Origin of the sequence: Stenotrophomonas sp. WHRI 8082 (genome assembly GCF_040223995.2) — a bacterium.
Taxonomy (GTDB): Bacteria; Pseudomonadota; Gammaproteobacteria; order Xanthomonadales; family Xanthomonadaceae; genus Stenotrophomonas.
The window spans coordinates 1,855,001-1,872,404 of the sequence record NZ_CP167826.1 but is presented as its reverse complement, the minus strand read 5'-3'; the positions used below and the strand labels follow the sequence as shown (position 1 = coordinate 1,872,404).

General features: G+C 67.3%; 14 protein-coding genes. 8 read left to right on the top strand and 6 right to left on the bottom strand.

What is annotated here, in order from left to right; genetic code table 11:
- Position 1: 1 nt before the first annotated feature.
- The 4 genes from ABRP17_RS08265 to ABRP17_RS08250 form a co-directional block, all read right to left on the bottom strand.
- On the bottom strand, positions 2 to 1,468 hold the full coding sequence (locus tag ABRP17_RS08265) for an efflux transporter outer membrane subunit (RefSeq protein ID WP_349986298.1): 1,467 nt from the start codon (positions 1,466 to 1,468) through the stop codon (positions 2 to 4).
- Positions 1,469 to 1,473: 5 nt separating this feature from the next.
- Complete coding sequence (locus ABRP17_RS08260; protein ID WP_349986299.1) at positions 1,474 to 2,388, bottom strand: efflux RND transporter periplasmic adaptor subunit; 915 nt, start codon at positions 2,386 to 2,388, stop codon at positions 1,474 to 1,476.
- Positions 2,385 to 2,594 (bottom strand): DUF1656 domain-containing protein, encoded by a 210-nt coding sequence (locus ABRP17_RS08255; protein ID WP_188325513.1) that lies wholly within the window; start codon positions 2,592 to 2,594, stop codon positions 2,385 to 2,387. Before ABRP17_RS08255 ends, ABRP17_RS08260 begins: the two co-directional genes overlap by 4 nt.
- 101 nt (positions 2,595 to 2,695) lie before the next feature.
- A complete protein-coding gene (locus ABRP17_RS08250; protein ID WP_188325512.1) occupies positions 2,696 to 3,151 on the bottom strand; it encodes a MarR family winged helix-turn-helix transcriptional regulator in 456 nt (151 codons plus the stop codon).
- A gap of 160 nt (positions 3,152 to 3,311) precedes the next feature.
- Between ABRP17_RS08250 and folE the strand changes: the two genes are divergently transcribed.
- The 4 genes from folE to ABRP17_RS08230 all read left to right on the top strand — a co-directional run bounded on the left by folE (position 3,312) and on the right by ABRP17_RS08230 (position 9,566).
- Entirely contained in the window at positions 3,312 to 3,923 is a 612-nt protein-coding gene (gene folE, locus ABRP17_RS08245) for a GTP cyclohydrolase I FolE (RefSeq protein WP_188325511.1), read from the top strand.
- Between the two features lie 94 nt (positions 3,924 to 4,017).
- Positions 4,018 to 5,487, top strand: coding sequence for a DUF3375 domain-containing protein (locus ABRP17_RS08240; protein ID WP_188325510.1), 1,470 nt, complete (start codon positions 4,018 to 4,020; stop codon positions 5,485 to 5,487).
- Positions 5,474 to 6,175: a DUF4194 domain-containing protein gene (locus tag ABRP17_RS08235; protein WP_192081918.1), complete on the top strand. Its 702-nt coding sequence runs from the start codon at positions 5,474 to 5,476 to the stop codon at positions 6,173 to 6,175. The genes ABRP17_RS08240 and ABRP17_RS08235 overlap by 14 nt, the downstream gene beginning before the upstream one ends.
- Before the next feature lie 16 nt (positions 6,176 to 6,191).
- Positions 6,192 to 9,566 carry an SbcC/MukB-like Walker B domain-containing protein gene (locus ABRP17_RS08230; protein ID WP_349986301.1) on the top strand — a complete coding sequence of 1,125 codons (3,375 nt, stop codon included), beginning with the start codon at positions 6,192 to 6,194 and terminating at the stop codon, positions 9,564 to 9,566.
- A 379-nt stretch (positions 9,567 to 9,945) separates the two neighbouring features.
- Here the strand turns inward: ABRP17_RS08230 and ABRP17_RS08225 are convergent, their stop codons facing one another.
- Positions 9,946 to 10,719 carry a TSUP family transporter gene (locus tag ABRP17_RS08225; protein ID WP_188325507.1) on the bottom strand — a complete coding sequence of 258 codons (774 nt, stop codon included), beginning with the start codon at positions 10,717 to 10,719 and terminating at the stop codon, positions 9,946 to 9,948.
- Positions 10,720 to 10,810: 91 nt separating this feature from the next.
- Between ABRP17_RS08225 and ABRP17_RS08220 the strand changes: the two genes are divergently transcribed.
- The 4 genes from ABRP17_RS08220 to ABRP17_RS08205 all read left to right on the top strand — a co-directional run bounded on the left by ABRP17_RS08220 (position 10,811) and on the right by ABRP17_RS08205 (position 15,775).
- Entirely contained in the window at positions 10,811 to 11,200 is a 390-nt protein-coding gene (locus ABRP17_RS08220) for a YchJ family metal-binding protein (protein ID WP_349986302.1), read from the top strand.
- Between the two features lie 81 nt (positions 11,201 to 11,281).
- Complete coding sequence (egtB, locus tag ABRP17_RS08215; RefSeq protein ID WP_349986304.1) at positions 11,282 to 12,568, top strand: ergothioneine biosynthesis protein EgtB; 1,287 nt, start codon at positions 11,282 to 11,284, stop codon at positions 12,566 to 12,568.
- 10 nt (positions 12,569 to 12,578) lie between these two features.
- Complete coding sequence (egtD, locus tag ABRP17_RS08210; RefSeq protein WP_349986305.1) at positions 12,579 to 13,559, top strand: L-histidine N(alpha)-methyltransferase; 981 nt, start codon at positions 12,579 to 12,581, stop codon at positions 13,557 to 13,559.
- Between the two features lie 47 nt (positions 13,560 to 13,606).
- Positions 13,607 to 15,775: a lytic murein transglycosylase gene (locus tag ABRP17_RS08205; protein WP_372486983.1), complete on the top strand. Its 2,169-nt coding sequence runs from the start codon at positions 13,607 to 13,609 to the stop codon at positions 15,773 to 15,775.
- A gap of 134 nt (positions 15,776 to 15,909) precedes the next feature.
- Here the strand turns inward: ABRP17_RS08205 and ABRP17_RS08200 are convergent, their stop codons facing one another.
- Entirely contained in the window at positions 15,910 to 17,094 is a 1,185-nt protein-coding gene (locus ABRP17_RS08200; protein WP_349986306.1) for a benzoate/H(+) symporter BenE family transporter, read from the bottom strand.
- Positions 17,095 to 17,404: the final 310 nt, after the last annotated feature.

Below are 17,404 nucleotides of genomic sequence, written 5' to 3'. Positions count from 1 at the left end.
TCTACCTCGCCGCTGTCGGTGCGGCGGCGGGCGCGGCATCGGCGCCGGCATCCCAGCCACCGCCCAAGGCGAGGAACAGATGGATCTGGTCACGCGATACCTGTGCCTGCGCCTCGGCCAGCGTGGCGTCGGCCGTGGCCAGGCTGCGGTCGGCGTCCAGGCTGGACAGGTACGGCGTGCGGCCCCCCTGGTACAAACGGCGGTTCTGCGCGGCGGCCAGCGTGGCCTGCTGCTGCGCCACCTGCAGCGAATGCAGCCGACGCAGATCCTGCGCATAGCGATCCAGCGCGGTCTGTGTTTCGCGCAACGCCTGCAGCACGGTGTGGTCGAACTCGGCCAGCGCGGCGTCAGCGCCGGCTTCGGTGGCATGGATGCGGGCCCGTGTACCGGAAGAGGGCAGGGTCCACGAGATCAGTGGGCCGAACGACCACTGCTGGGTGAGCGGCTCGCCGAAGTCGGCCAGCAGGCCAGCGGCACCGACCGATGCGCCCAGGCGGATATCCGGATACAGCGCGGCAGTCGCCACGCCGATGCGCGCGGTCGCGGCGGCCAGCTTGCGCTCGGCCTGGCGCACATCGGGACGGCGCGCCAGAAGCGCGCGGCCATCGCCGACCGGCAGGGGCTGCTGCAGTGCTGGCGCATGGGCGCAATCCAGCACGCCTGGCGGCAATTGCCCCGGGGTCTGCCCCAACAGCGCCGCCAGCGAATACGCCGCCGCTTGGCGCTTGGCCTGCAGCGGCGGCAGCGCGGCTTCCAGCAGCGCTACTTGGGCATTTGCGCGCGCCAGTTCCGGGGCGGTACCGCGACCGGCGGCGATCAGGCGCTCGGTGACCTCCCGGCCGCGCTGCTGCAATTGCAGCGAATGCGCGGCCACCTGCAGCTCATGATTGGCGTGGCAGATGTCCAGGTAGTTGTCGGCGACCTCGGCCACCACGGTGATGCGGGCGATATCGCGCGCTGCGGCGACCGACTGTTCGTCCGCGCGCGCCGCTTCCGCGCCACGCCTGAGCTTGCCGAACAGATCGAATTGATAGCTCACCGCGAACTTGCCGTCGGCCAGGTTGATCGGCGGCAGCTCGTGCTCCAGCAGGAACGATTCGGCAGACAGCTGGGCCCGGCTGACACCGGCTTCTGCTTCGTACTCGAATCCCCCTGCATCCATCGCCTGCTCGTACAGGGCAGCGGCGCGCCGCAGATGCGCGTCGGCGGCCTTCAGTTCGACGTTGTCCCGCAGCGCCTGTTCAACCAAGCCGTCCAGCGTGGGGTCCTGATACAACGACCACCAGCGCGAGGGCAGGTCGGCACTCGCGGCAATCTCGGGGTTGCCGGTATCGATGAAGGCGTCGTTGGCCTGCGGCCGATGGAAGGCCGATGCCTCGGGCACGGCGTAATCCGGGCCCACCGTGCGGCACGCCGCCAGGCCGGTCAGCGCGACGACCAGCGCCACGCGGCGCAGCGTATGCACCATCGCGCTCACAGCGCGGCCCGCGCCGGCACCGTGGCAGCGGTGTCCTTCGTGTGGCCCTTCACGTTGACGGTCACCGTGGCAGTGCGGCCGGAAATCAGCTGCACGCCATCGGGTACGGCATCGATTCGGATGCGTACCGGAATACGCTGGGCCAGACGCACCCAGTCGAAGGCCGGGGTCACGTTCGGCAGCAGGCTGTTTCCCGCCGTGCGGTACCGGTCTTCGATGCCGGCGGCGATGCTCTCGACATGACCGACCAGCGCCACGTCTTCACCCATCAGCCGGATATCCACAGACTGGCCGGGGGCTACGCCGCGCAGCCGCGTCTCTTCGAAATAGCCATCCACGCGGAACGAGGTGGTGTCCAGCAGGGCCAGTACCGGCTTGCCGGCCGTTACGTAGTCGCCGACGCGCACGGTGCGGTCATTGATCTGGCCATCGGCCGGCGCCCGCACTTCGGTCCGCGCAAGATTGAGCTCGGCCAGGTCCACCGCTGCCTGCGCCGTGGCCAGCGCGGCCTGTGCAGCCTGCAGCTTGGCCCGGCGCACTTCGGCATCTTCGCCGGCGACCAGATCCTGCAGGCTGCGGTCGCGGGCGATCTCCCGGCGCAGCTGCGCCACCGCAGCCTGGCGTTCGGCCAATGACGCCCGCGCCAACTCCACGGCGATGCGGTAACGCGCCCGGTCCACCACGAACAGCAGCGCGCCTTTCTTCACTGCCTGGTTGTCGGCCACGTCCACCGCTTCAACCAGTCCGGATACATCCGGGGCCACCTGCACGACGTCCGCGCCGATATGCGCATCGCGGGTCCACGGCTCGTCCATGTAGTAGACCCACAGTTGCCGCAGCACCAGCAGCGCGACGATCACGGCCAGCACGGTCAGCACCGGCGGCAGGGCTTTCTTGACGATCTTGTTCACGATTGCATCCAACGCAGGAGGTGGAACAACCCGCCCAGCACGATGCCGTACAGGGCCAGGTTGAAGAGGGCGGGGTGCCAGACGAGCCGATAGGCGCCACTGCGCTGCAGCAGCACGCGCAGGCCGCTGTTGAGCACATAGGCCACCAGCATCAGCCCGAGCAGGGTCGGGACAAACACGCCATGGAGACTGAATTCACCGGGCATCGGCAGGGATCTGGCTTCTAGACGGGGGGAGGGACATCAACAGCAACGGGCGAAAGCCACTGGCGTCTGCACGGCAGCGGCGTCGCCCGGGAGTGCAGCGCTTACGTAATGCGATCGACGGCGGCGGCCAGCACGTGCCACACCTTCAACACCGCGCGCAGTTCTTCCATGGACAGCTCGCCGAACACGTCCTGGCGCAGCCCGATCAGCTTCTCTTCCAGCTCGCTGACCAGCGCTTGGCCGGCATCGGTCAGCCACAGCAGGTTGGCGCGACGGTCGCTGGCATCGCATTCACGGCGCACCAGCCCGCTGGCCGACAGCTTGTCCAGCAGGCGCACCAGCGAGGGGCCTTCCAGGCCCAACTGCTGGGCCAGGGTGACCTGGCGGATGCCACCGCCCGAGCGGCCGATCATCAGCAGCGGCATGGTGCAGGCGGTGGAAATGCCATAGCTGCCCAGCGTGCCATCGGCCAAGCGCTGCCATTGCCGCCCTGACTGAAGCAGGCCGGAGCTGAGCTGCATCTGCAGCCGGGTACGTTCGTCGAGGGAATCATTCATGGCAGATAGATAGGATACTACTAATTTCATGCCTATCAATAGGACAGGGCCGCTTTCTGTTCATGCCACCGCTTTCTTCCTGCATGAAAAGCAACGGGATCCCGGACGATCCGCCTTCCGGTCGGCTACCATGCTCGCCCCATCCGGGAAGCCGTCCGCAATGAGCAACGACAAGAATTCCAAGGCGCCGCAAGGCGATGTCAGCCAGACGCAGGCCGAAGAGGCCGTGCGCACCCTGCTGCGCTGGGCCGGTGAAGACCCGACCCGTGAAGGCCTGCTGGACACCCCGCGACGGGTGGCCGAAGCCTATGGCGACTGGTTCAGTGGCTACCGCGATGATCCGCGCGCCTACATGGAACGGACCTTCGAAGAGGTCGCCGGCTACGACGAGCTGATCGTGCTGCGCGACATCGAATATGAAAGCCACTGCGAGCACCACATGGCGCCGATCATCGGTCGGGTGCACGTCGGCTACCTGCCGGCCGGCAAAGTGGTGGGCATCAGCAAGCTGGCACGCGTGGTGGAAGCCTACGCGCGCCGCTTCCAGGTGCAGGAAAAGATGACCGCGCAGATCGCCCAGTGCATCCAGGACGTGCTGCAGCCGATCGGTGTCGGCGTCGTCGTGGAAGGCGCGCACGAGTGCATGACCACCCGCGGCATCCACAAACGGGGCGTCAGTATGGTCACCTCGAAGATGCTGGGCAGCTTCCGCGAAGATGCCCGCACCCGCGCCGAGTTCCTGCGCTTCATCGAAGTCGGCGGCAAGCGCTGAGCAGGTCGCCGGCCCGGTGCCTGCCGTCATGGCGGGCACCGTTCCAGCTGCACACCTGGCTGCCGCTGACCGTCTTTCCGGATCCTCCTGCTGCATGAAGCACCGCGATCGCATCATCCGTTACCGTCACCTGCGCGAGCAGCCACAGTGGAAGCTGCTGGCCGCCGCCCACGCCCCGGAGATCATCGGCCTGTTGCAGGCCCTGCTGATGGACGGTGAGCGCACATTGCCGGCCGCCGTCCTGCACGAGCGGCTGCAGCGTGCGCTGGATCAGCTCAATGGCGAAGAATTGTCCCGTGAGCTGCCGCGCACCGCGCAGGCGTACGTGGCGCACTGGCTCGCCCAGGGCTGGCTGGAGCGCCGCTTGCCCGAAGGCGCCGACCAAGAACAGTACGAACTGTCCACCCAGGCCCTGCAGGCGATCCGCTTTGCCGACAGCCTGGAGCAGAGCCGCGTCGCCGCCACCGAAAGCCGTCTGGCGCTGGTGATCAACCAGTTGTCCCAGTTGGCCGCGCAGACTGAAGCCGATCCCGATGCGCGGTTGTCCGCGCTGCGCGACGAACGCGATCGCATCGACGCGGAAATCGCGCGGGTCGGCGAGGGCCGTGTCGCTGCGCTGGACGGCAAGCGCGCGCTGGAGCGGGCCCGCCAGATCATCGGTCTGGCCGACGAACTGACTGAAGATTTCCGCCGCGTCCGCGATGACTTCGAGCGCCTGAACCGCGAGTTCCGCGAGCGCATCATCGACGACGAGGGCGAGCGTGGCGACGTGCTGTCCAAGCTGTTCGAGGGCGTGGATGTGATCGGTGACAGTGACGCCGGGCGCAGCTTCCAGGCGTTCTGGCGACTGCTGAACGACGCAGAGCAGAGTGCGCAGCTCGACGCCGCGCTGGAGAGCGTGCTCGCGCGTGGCTTCGCGCGTCGGCTGGACCGCCAGGAACGTGCCTTCCTGCGCGGGTTCACCGGCACCATGCTCGAGCGCGGTGGCCAGGTGCACGACGTGCTGCAGCACTTCGCGCGCAGCCTGCGCGGGTTCGTGCAGAGCCGCGGCTACCTGGAGCAGCGCCGCCTCAACCAGTTGCTCAAGCAGGCCCAGGGTGAGGCGCTGGCGCTGCGCGATGAATTCCCCGCACAGCGCGCCATCGGCCGCGACCTGCAGCTGACCACCACCCGCCTGCGTTCGTGGTCGCAGTGGAAGCTGCACGATCCGCGCAGCGCGCAGGTCGATGGCAGCGTGCAACGCAACGACATCGCGGCGATCAGCCTGGAAAGCGTCGGCGACCTGGTAGCTTCCTCGGAAATCGACTTCCGCACCCTGCGCCGCGACCTGCACGACCTGCTGGGCATGCAGCCGCAGCTGAGTATTGCCCAGGCCCTGTCTCAGCGCGAAGCGCCGCAGGGGCTGGGTAGCGTCATCGGTTATCTGTCGCTGGGTACGCGCTTCGGCCGCGTCGTCGAGGGCGAGCAGGAGCTCGCGCATTGGCGCGGTGGGGACGGTCACTGGCGGCGCGCCCGCATCCCGCTGGTTTGGTTCACCCAGGAGAAACGCCATGAGCTGGAATGAAGATCCGATCGACACCGCAGGCCTGGGGCGGGACGAAGAACCGCACGACGCCGAGCCGGTGGTGGTGACTCCGCTGCCGCGCCGTGGCAACGACGTGCTGTATCTGGGCGACACCGGCCGTCTGCCGGTGGATGCGCGCCGCGCGCTGTGCCAGCTGCTGATCGGGCCGAGCATCGACCAGCAGCGCCACGCCAAGTTGTGGCCGGCGCTGCTGCGCAACGAAGCCGCCCTGCGCACCGCGTTGGCCGACCTGTTCCTGGAGCTGGTGCTTGACCGCGAAAGCGGCGTCGCCTTCACCCGCCAGGCCGATACCGAAGATCTGGATACGCCGGTCCTGCTGCGCACCTCGCCGCTGACCTTCATCGACTCGGTGCTGCTGCTGTACCTGCGCCAGCAGCTGGGTGAGGCCGATGCGCGCGGCAATCGCGCGGTCGTCGCCGACGCCGAGATGGCCGAAGCGCTGGCGGTCTACGAGAAGAACCTGTCCACCGACCGCGCCGGCTTCAACCGCCGCGTAGCCAGTGCCGTGCAGAAGATGAAAGACAACCACATCCTGACCCGCCTTGCCGGCCAGGAAGACCGCCACGAAGTGTCACCGGCCTTGAAGCTGCTGTTCTCGGCCGAGGACGTTTCGGCGTTGTCGGCGGTGTACCGCCAGCTGCGCGAGACCCCGGCCGCCGAAGCCTGAACCACGGAAGCACGCCATGGCCATTTCCAAGCACACCCCCGCCCTGTTCACCGAAGGCCAGCCCGACGCGCGCCAGCAGCAGTTCCGCATGCGCCGCCTGCAGGTGCACAACTGGGGCACCTTCAACGGCCTCACCGAAGTGCCGATCGCAGAGCGCGGTTTCCTGTTCGTCGGCCGTTCCGGCTCGGGCAAGTCCACCCTGCTCGACGCGATGTCGGCACTGTTGGTGCCGCCGGCGATCGTCGACTTCAACGCGGCGGCGCGCGAAGCCGAACGCAGTGGCCGCGACCGCAACCTGGTGTCGTACGTGCGCGGCGCATGGGCCGACCAGCAGGACCGCGGCACCGGTGAGATCGCCACCCAATACCTGCGCAAGGGCGCTACCTGGACGGCCGTGGTGCTGGAGTATCGCAGTGGCGATGGCCGCGTGGTCAGCCTGGTGCGCCTGTTCTGGATCGCCGGCAACGGCACCACGGCCGCCGATGTGCGCAAGCACTACATGGTGGCCGAACGTCCGTTCGACGTCGCCAAGGATCTGGGCGGCTTCGACCTGGACCTGCGCAAGCTGAAGCAGAAGCTCGCCGACGTGCATCACTTCGACAGCTTCGCCGGCTATGCCGAGCGTTTCCGCCACCTGCTGGGCATCGACAACGAGATGGCCCTGCGCTTGCTGCACAAGACCCAGTCAGCGAAGAACCTGGGTGACCTCAACGTCTTCCTGCGCGACTTCATGCTGGACACGCCGAAGACCTTCGACGCGGCCGAGCGGCTGGTCAACGACTTCGCCGAACTGGACGGCGCGCACCAAGCCGTGGTCACCGCCCGTCGCCAGGTCGAAACCCTGTCGCCGGCGCGCGCGCATTACAACGAACTGAAGGCCATGAACCGTCGGCGTGCCGACGATGAGACGCTCAAGCTGGGCATCGACAGCTTCCGTGAGACCCGTCGGCAACAGCTGATCGACGCGCGTCTGCGCGAGCTGGATACCCGTGACCGCGGCCTGCTGGGTGAGGAATCGCAGCGGCGCGCAGCGCTGGACAACCACCAGGCCAAACTCGGTGAGCTGGAACTGCAGCGCCGCCAGCAAGGTGGCGAACGCATCGAGGAGCTGGAACGCGAGCAGGGGCGTGCGGAGGCCGAGCGCGACCGCCGCGATGCGAAGCTGGCCCAGGCCCGCGAGGCGGCAGCGCAGTTGCAGAAAGCCCTGCCCGACGATGCCCACGGCTTTGCCGAGCTGGTCGAGCACGCATCGAACGAGCTGCTGGACCGCAAGCGCGCCTCATCGGCGCTGGACGATGCGATCAGCGAACGGCTGGGGGGGCGGCGCGATGACGAGCGTCGCTTCGGCGATGTGCGTGCCGAACTTGATGCCATGCAGCGCAACACCTCCAGCATTCCTGCGCCGCTGCAGAAGCTGCGTGCGCGACTGGTCGAAGAGACCGGGTTGCCGGAGGCGGCGCTGCCCTTCGTGGGCGAACTGATCCAGGTAGGGCAGGACGACCTCGCCTGGCAGGGCGCGATCGAGCGCGTCCTGTTCGGTTTCGCGCAGTCGCTGCTGGTCGATGACAAGCATTACAACGAAGTCGCCGACTGGGTGAACCGTACCCACCTCGGCATGCGCTTCACCTATTACCGCGTGCGCCGCAACGACGAGGCGTTTGCCCGCGATCCGTCGCCGCGCTCGCTGCTGCACAAGCTGGAGCTGCGCGACCACGTCTTCGAAGGCTGGCTGCGCCGCGAGTTGGGCAAGCGCTTCGACTACGAGTGCGTGGATGCCCGTCAGCTGCGCAACGTGGAACGCGGCATCACCCGCGAAGGCCAGGTCAAGCACCCGGGCGACCGCTTCGAGAAGGATGACCGCAGCGCCGTCACCGACCGCCGCCGCTGGCTGCTGGGCTTCAACAACCGCGACAAGCTGGCGGTGTTCGAGAAGGAAGCACAGGAGCTTGCCCTGCGCATCGCGGGCTGTGACGAGGACGTCGCCCGCCTGCGTGCGCAGCGCGACCTCGACAACGATCGCCGCCTGGCGTGCCACCAACTGGTGGGCATGAGCTGGAACGAGATCGACATCGCGACCCCGCAGCAGCGCCTGGCCGACATCGAAGCCACCCTGCGCGACCTGCGTGAAGGCAATGCCGATCTGGAAAAGCTGGCCCGCCAGATCGACGCCGCGCGCGCGGATATCGAACAGTCACGCCGCACCTACGAAGACACCCGGGTGGAGCGCGGCCAACTGGTCAAGGAGCGCGACCGGCTGGACCGGGCCCGCCAGCAGAGTCGCGCCTTGATACTGCCCGCCTTGGGCAGCACACAGGAAGCCGGCCTGCAGGCACGGCTGGATGCACTGGGCCCACTGAGCCTGGAGACGCTCGAGGCGCACATGCGCCAGGTCAGCAATTCACTCAACGAAGCGCTGTCGTCATCGCAGCAGGACGTCAACCGCGTGGAAAACCAGCTGCTCGGCTGCTTCCGCCGCTTCGTGCAGGGCTGGCCGGAGGAATCCGGTGACTTCACGGTGTCGGTGGCGTCGGCAGACGACTTCCTCGCGCGCCTGGAGCGCCTGGAGCGCGACGGCCTGCCGCAGCATGAGGAACGCTTCTTCGACCTGCTGCAGAACCAGAGCAAGAACAATCTGCTTGCGCTGCAGCGACACAGTGCCGAAGCCCGCAAGTCGATCGGCCAGCGTCTGGACGAGGTCAACGCCAGCCTGGAACAGGTGCCGTTCAACCGCGGTACCTTGCTGACCATCGAACTCAGCGACCGTCGCCTGCCGGAAGTGCTGGAGTTCCATCATCAGCTGCGTGAGGTGTTGACCCAGCAGCAGACCGAACAGCGCGAGCTGGCCGAAGCGCAGTTCGCCGTGCTGCGCGTGCTGGTCAACCGCCTGGGTTCGCAGGAAGGCGAGGACAAGCGCTGGCGCGAGCTGGTGCTGGATGTGCGCATGCACGTCGAGTTCATCGGTGTGGAACTGGATGCGGCGACGCGCCAGCAGGTCGAGATCTATCGCAGCGGTGCCGGCAAGTCCGGCGGTCAGCGGCAGAAGCTGGCCACCACCTGCCTGGCGGCGGCCCTGCGTTACCAGCTGGGTGGCGCCGATGGGCAATTGCCCAGCTATGCCGCGGTGGTGCTCGACGAGGCCTTCGACAAGGCCGACAACGAGTTCACCGCACTGGCAATGAACATCTTCGACAACTTCGGCTTCCAGATGGTGGTGGCCACGCCGCTGAAATCGGTGATGACGCTGGAGCCCTTCATCGGCGGCGCCTGCTTCGTCGAGATCAGCGGCCGCCACGACTCCGGCGTGCTGCTGATCGAGTACGACGAAGACGGCAAGCGCCTGAGGTTGCCCGAACGCAGTCGCCAGCAGGCCAGCGAACCGGAACCCGCCTGAGCCACAGGCCGCGCTGCATGACCTCCGGGCTGCATGATGCCCAGGCCACGCGCCCGACCGACCTCGCGGCCCCGACACAGGCCGCGCTGCATGACGCCCAGGTAGAGCCGACTTCAGTCGGCTGCTCTTGGCCACGCCCCGACCGACCTCGCGGCCCCTGACACAGGCCGCGCTGCGCGCTCGCCGAGCACGGCTCGGCGCTACCGGCTCGTCGTCCACGATGCTCCTCGTCTGCGAGGCATGACGCCCAGGTAGAGCCGACTTCAGTCGGCTGCTCTTGGCCATGCCCCCGACCGACTTCGCGGCCGCCGACACAGACCGCGCTGCGCGCTCGCCGAGCACGGCTCGGTGCTACCGAGGTCGGCTTACCTCGACGGGATCAGGCGAACGTATCCCAGCCCATCCGCGCGATCAGCACCACCACCAGTCCCACGAACAGCTTGCGGATCAACGGTGTCCCGCCGCGCAACGCCAGCCGTGTTCCCACCACCGATCCCACGATGTTCGCCACCGCCATCGGCAGGGCGAAGATCAGCAGCACGTTACCGGTGGGGACGAAGAAAGACAGCGCGGCCACGTTGGTCGACACGTTGACCACCTTGGATGCCGCAGACGCGCGCAGGAAATCCAGCCCGAAGAAGCGCACGAACAGGAAAATCAGAAAGCTGCCGGTGCCGGGTCCGAAGAACCCGTCGTAGAAGCCGATCGCCGCGCCGATCGCCAACGCGATCCACAGTTCGCGACGCCCCACGTCACGGGGTCGGTGCAGCGCGCCGAAATCCTTCTTCCACAGCGTATAGCCCAGCATGGCGATCAACAGCACCAGCACCAGCGGTCGCACGGCGTCCTTCGGCAGCAGGCTGACCGCCGTCGCTCCCAGGAACGAAAACACGAAGGCCGTCGCCGCCGCGAACAGGACCGGGCGCCACGGAAAGCGCACATTGCGCGCATAGCGCCACGCTGCGGCGCCCGTACCAAAGGCCGAACTGAATTTGTTGGTACCGAACAGCATCGCCGGCGTGTGCTGCGGCAGTACCGTGAACAAGCCCGGCAACTGCACCAGGCCGCCGCCACCGACGGCTGCATCGACCAGGCCGGCGATGAACGCGATGGCCACCAGCCACCAGAGCTCGGGGGGGATCAGTTCCAGCACGGGTCACAGCCTGCAGAGCGGGGCGACAGGATACGCCCACTGCCCCGTGTCCAGCAGCGCGGCCGCAGCCCGGCCGTGCAAAAATAGCGAAATGACCCAGAACACGCCCGCCACCTGCCCCTGCGACCTCGGCAAGGCCTACCCGGACTGCTGCGGCCGCTATCACGCCGGCACGCCCGCCCCGGATGCCGCCAGCCTGATGCGTTCGCGCTACAGCGCCTATGTGTTGCAGCGGGCGGACTACCTGTTGGACAGCTGGGCAACGGATACGCGCCCGACCGGGTTGTCGGTTCAGGATGAACCCGGCCAGCGAACCCAATGGCTGGGCCTGACCGTGCATGAGCACACCCACGAGGGGGACACCGCCCAGGTGCGTTTCACCGCACGCTATCGGATAGGCGGCGGCAGCGCGGTAAAGATGACCGAGCACAGCCGCTTCCTTCGCCGCGACGGACGTTGGTTCTACCTCGACGCGATCTGATGGGCTCCACACCGCGGCCGACACCCTGACGAAACGAGCCGATGACGTCATCCTCACCCCGGCTCCCCGAAGCTTGCGGGGGTGAACAGATCGCTCGCTACCGTCCCCTCCGCCTCGTCCCGCCACGCCCTGCTGGCAGACCATTTCGCCCACGTGCGCCAACGCAGCGTCGCCCTGGCCGCGCCGCTGAGCGCCGAGGATGCGATGGTGCAGAGCATGGCCGATGCCAGCCCGACCAAGTGGCATCTTGCCCACACCACGTGGTTCTTCGAACGCTTCGTGCTCGGTACGCAGCCCGGCTACCAGCCGCTGCAGCCGGAATGGCATTTCCTGTTCAACAGTTACTACGAGACCATCGGCCCGGCGCATGCGCGGCCGCAGCGCGGCCTGCTGTCGCGGCCCAGTCTCGACCAGGTGGGCCGATACCGCGCGCATATCGACGAGCAGGTGCTCAACCTGCTGCGCCGCGAAGTCCTGGACGACGAAACGCTGGATCATCTGCAGCTGGGGCTGCAGCACGAGCAGCAGCACCAGGAGTTGCTGCTGACCGATATCAAGCACGCGCTGTGGAGCAATCCGCTGCAGCCGGCATATCGCGAGGACCTGGCGGTAACCACCGGCAGCCTGCAGCCGTTGCAGTGGATCGAGAGCCCAGAGCGCATTGCGTGGATCGGCGCACCGGCGTGGCCGGACAACGCTGCATTCGCGTATGACAATGAGTCGCCCCCCCATCGCGTCATCGTGCCCGCCCACGCGTTGGCCAGCCGGCCGGTCAACAACGCGGAGTTCGCTGCGTTCATTGCCGACGGTGGCTACCGTCAGGTCCAGCTCTGGATGAGCGAGGGGTGGACCTTGAACCAGGCCGAAGGCTGGCAGCATCCGCTGTACTGGGATGACGCGCTGGAGCGCGAGTACACGCTGGGCGGCTGGCGCGCACTGGATCCGAATGCCCCGGTGTGCCATATCAGTTACTACGAGGCTGACGCCTACGCGCGGTGGGCCGGTGCACGTCTGCCCACCGAGTTCGAATGGGAAGCGGCGGCGCCTGAGCAGGCGACGGACGGGCATTTCGCTGACGATGACCGTCTGCATCCCAGTGCGGCTGCCTCGCCTGACCGCGGGCTGCAGCAGATGCACGGGGACGTGTGGGAATGGACCAGCAGTGCGTACGGCGCCTATCCGGGCTTCCAGACCTTCCCTGGCAGCCTGGGCGAGTACAACGGCAAGTTCATGTCCGGCCAGTGGATCCTGCGCGGCGGCTCCTGCGCCACGCCACGGGGCCACGTCCGCGCCAGTTACCGCAACTTCTTCAATCCTTCCGCGCGCTGGCAGTTTGCCGGTGTGCGGTTGGCCCGCGACCTTCAGTGAGTAACGTTCAATGAGTACCGTACATGCGGCGCGGCAGGCGCTCACCGACCTGACCCCCAGCCGCGAGCGCGTGCTGGAGGATGCACTCCGTGGCCTGTCCAGCCAGCCACGGCGGCTGCCCTCGAAGTATTTCTACGATGCCGCCGGCTCTGCGCTGTTCGAGCAGATCACCCGCACCCCGGAGTACTACCCCACGCGCACCGAGCTTGCCCTGTTGGCCCGGTGCCTGCCGGACATCGCCCGCGCAGTCGGCGAAAAGGCGCATGTCGTGGAGCTGGGCAGCGGCAGTGGCCGCAAGACCGCGCTGCTGCTGGAGGCCTTGCAGGAACCGGTGGCCTATACCCCCATCGAAATATCCCGTGCAGCGCTGCTGTCCAGCATCGACCATCTGGCGCCTGCCTTGCCGGCGATCGAGATGCTGCCGGTCTGCGCAGACTTCACCCACCCGGTGGATGTGCCGGAACCTGAAGAAGAGCCGCGCCGGCGGCTGATGTTTTTTCCCGGTTCCACGCTGGGCAACTTCGAGCAGGCCGAAGCCATCACCCTGCTGCGTGCCATGCACCAGACCATGGGATGCGAGGGGATGGCCTTGATCGGCATCGACCTGCACAAAGACACCGCGACCGTCGAGGCCGCCTACAACGATGCCGCCGGGATCACCGCAGCGTTCACCCTGAACCTGCTGCGGCGGCTCAACCAACAGATCGGCAGCGACTTCGACCTGCAGGCCTTCCATCACCGCGCGCGCTACAGCGTGCCGAACCTGCGGATTGAAACCCAGCTCGTCAGTGACCGTGAGCAGGATGTCACCGTGGCGGGCCAGCAGTTCCACTTCGCGCCCGGCGACGCCATCCAGGTGGAATACAGCCACAAATACACCGAGGCGAGCTTCCAGCAGTTGCTTGACGCGGCGGATCTGCAGATCGTCGGCCGGTGGGATTCGGTTGCACCCGAGCCGGCATTCGGCCTGCGCCTGCTGCAACGCCGCTGAGTCGGTACCGCTGCCGCTATGATGACCGGGCCATGGCGGCACGGAGGATATCCATGTTCAAGCGCTCCCTGATCCTGCTGGTCGCGGTGTCGGCAAGTCCGATGGCCTATGCCCAGCAGGTCGATCCCGCCTTCGCGACCTGCCTGTCCACCCTGCAGGGTGCTGCGCTGAAGCAGGGCATCCCGGCAGAGCGCTTCACCGCCATGATGTCGCCGGTGCAACCGGATCCGACCGTGCTTGACCTGCTTGATGCGCAACCGGAGTTCACCACGCCGATCTGGGATTACCTGGCCACCCTGGTGGATGACCAGCGGGTGGAAGAGGGACGGGCCATGTTGGCGCAGCACGCAGCGTTGCTGCAGCGCGTGTCCGCCGAGTACGGTGTCGATCCCGCGACCATCGTGGCCGTATGGGGCGTCGAGAGCGATTACGGACGCGTGTTCGGCAAGCGGCCCCTGTTGCAGTCCCTGGCCACGTTGAGTTGCGCCGGGCGACGCCAGGCCTTCTTCCGTGGCGAACTGCTGGCGCTGCTGAGACTGATCCACCAAGGTGACCTGCAGGGTGAAGGGCTGGTGGGATCGTGGGCCGGTGCGTTCGGCCACACCCAGTTCATGCCCAGCACGTATGCCCGTATTGCAGTGGACGGGGACGGCGATGGACGTCGCGACCTGGTGGCGAGCATTCCGGACGCGCTGGCGTCCACCGCCAATTATCTCAAGCGTGCTGGTTGGCGGACCGGTGAACCCTGGGGCATGGAAGTACGCGTGCCGGCAGGATTCGCCGTCAACCAGGCCGGCCGCACCCAGCGCCGCCCCGTGTCCGAATGGAAGGCGCTTGGCGTGACCACGCTGCAGGGCGATGCCATCGCGCCGGCGGGGTTGCCCGGCGATGCGCGCGCCGCCCTGCTGCTGCCGGCGGGGATCAAGGGACCGGCATTGCTGGTGTTCCGCAACTACGATGCGATCTACAGCTACAACGCCGCCGAAAGCTATGCCCTGGCGATCGCGACCCTGGCCGACCGGCTGCGCGGCGGGGCTGGGCTGGCCACCGCGTGGCCGACCGATGACCCTGGCCTGGGCCGCCGTGAGCGCCGACAGTTGCAGACCCTGTTGGCCGCCCGCGGCCATGACATTGGACCGGTCGACGGCATGATCGGGACGGCCAGCCGCCGCGCCATCCAGGCCGAACAGCAACGACTGGGCTGGCCGACGCCGGACGGTCGCGCCGGGCGGCGGATCCTGCAGGCGCTGCAGGCCGAGTCCACCGCGGCCCCTGCGGCCACCCGTTTCACCCTTCCTTCCAACTACACCGCGCTGGCCCAGTCGCCGGCGCTGCGGAGTGCTTCCAACGTGCAGCAGATCAAAGGCGTCACCAGTGGCAAGTTCCAGGGACTCGATGCCTGGCTGGTCGAAACCCCACAGTCCACCGCGGCCATCAGCGTATTCGGTGGCCAACTGCTGTCCTTCGTCCCGAAAGGGGGACAGGACGTGATGTGGCTGTCGCCGCGCCGCGCGGAGCTGCCCACCCCCATCCGCGGCGGCAGCCCGGTGTGCTGGCCGTACTTCGGTAGGCAGGGGCAAGGCACTGACGTCCCGTCACACGGGTTCGTACGGACCCTGCCATGGGAGCTGAAGCAGGCGCGCACGCTGCCGGACGGCCGTATCGAACTCACCCTCGCACCGCCTGTGCTGGATACCTTGGCGTTGCGGTTGCAGATGGTGCTGGTGATCGGCGCGACCCTGGAGCAGACGCTGGTTACCGAGAACACCGGCAGCAGCGCGGCCAGCATCACCCAGGCCCTGCATAACTATTTCCGCGTCGGTGACGCCACGCGCGTGGACGTGGAGGGCGTGGACGGGCTGGACTATCTCGACAAGTATGAGAACTACGCCCAGCCGCGACGCCAGCAGGGCCCCTGGAACCTGCGCGACCCGCGCGATCCCGGGCGCAGCGACCGCATCTATACACAGGCGGGGGGCCGCTACGTACTGCGTGATCCGGTCATGAAGCGCCGGATCACCCTCGACACCCAGGGCAGCCGCGCGCTGGTGGCGTGGAACCCCGGCGCGGAGGCCGCCGCGAAGATGGCCGACGTCGGCGACGGCTGGCGTGACTATGTCTGCCTGGAAGCCGCCAACGCCGGCCCGGATGTGGTCACGGTCCCCGCCGGCGGCCGGCATGTGCTGAAGCAGACCCTGACCGTGCAACCACTGTAGAAGGTAGAGCCGACTTCAGTCGGCTTCGCAACGCAGCAAGGTAGAGCCGACTTCAGTCGGCTGCTGAACGACGGTGCCGACTGAAGTCGGCACTACCCAGTCGGCACTACCCAGGGGCTTTACCCGCCCGGGCATCAAGCCGCCCGCGGTCGCAGCACGATCAGCGTCACGCCACCGGCCACCAACCCCCAGAACGCCGACCCGATTCCCCCCAATGCCAATCCGGAAGCGGTCACCAGGAAGGTGACCAGCGCCGCCTCGCGATCCCGCTCCACGGCCAGTGCACTGGCAAGGCTGTTGCCGATGGTGCCAAACAGGGCGATCCCCGCCACGCACGCGATCAGTTCCTTGGGGAAGGCGGCGAACACCGCCGCAACCGTTGCGCCGAACAGACCCACCAGCAGGTAGAACCCGCCAGCCGCCATCGCCGCGGTGTAACGACGCGCAGGATCCTCATGCGCCTCCCGCCCCATGCAGATCGCGGCGGTGATCGCCGCCAGGTTCAGCGCGAACGCACCGAAAGGAGCAAGTGCCGCATTGACGACGCCGATCCAACCGATCACCGGCGAGATAGGTGCCTGATAGCCAGATGCGCGGATCACCGCGACACCGGGAATATTCTGGGAGGCCATGGTGACCACGAGCAAGGGCAGGGCCACACTGGCCACCGCCGCCCAGCTCAGCTGCGGCGTGGTCCACACCGGCACGGCCAGCTGCAGGGTCACGCCCTTTAGGTGAAGCTGTCCCTGCGCCACCGCGACGGCAATGCCGACCGCCAGGGTAAGGATCACCGCATAGCGGGGCAGCCAGCGCCGACCGACCAGCCAGGTCGCGAACATCGCCACGCCCATACCGAACTGGGACCCCATGGAGACGAACACATCCAGCCCGAACCGCAACAGGACGCCAGCCAGCATGCCGGCCGCCAATGCCATCGGCACACGCTTCATCACCTTGGCGAAGATGCCGGAGAAGCCGAGGAGCGCACCGAGGACAGCCGCGAGCAGGAACGCACCGATCGCCTCGGCCAGACTGACGCCACCCGCACCCACCACCAGCATCGCGGCACCGGGGGTGGACCATGCAGTGACGACCGGAATCCGATAGCGGAGTGAAAGGCCGATACAGGTAACGCCCATGCCGAGGCCAAGCGCCCACATCCATGAAGCGATCTCACGCTGATCGGCACCGACGGCCTGGGCCGCCTGGAAGACGATCACCGCTGAACTGGCGAAGCCCACCAGGACGGTAATGAAGCCGGCCACTACAGCGGGCAGCGAGAGATCGCGCCACCACGGGCGGCGTACGAGCGCATCCATTGTTGTGTGTTCCCTGCAAGACCCCTCCATTGATACCCGCTGTGCTGCCGTGCGCGCAACGCGCGCGCGGCAGCACAGCGCCGGCGCCAGCACCCCCGCCGACACCACGCAGCACAGCGAGTGTCATCAAATTGAAAAAAGGTGTTGACGAATCCTGCAGGATCTCTACAATTCGCTCCCTCGCTGCAACGCAACGCTTTCTTCGGAAAACAGAGCGGAAACAGCACGCCACCACCGCCGAACGATTTGATCGAACGAAGGTGTTGACGGACTCGAAAAGTCCGGCATAATAGGCGGCTCGCAACGACGA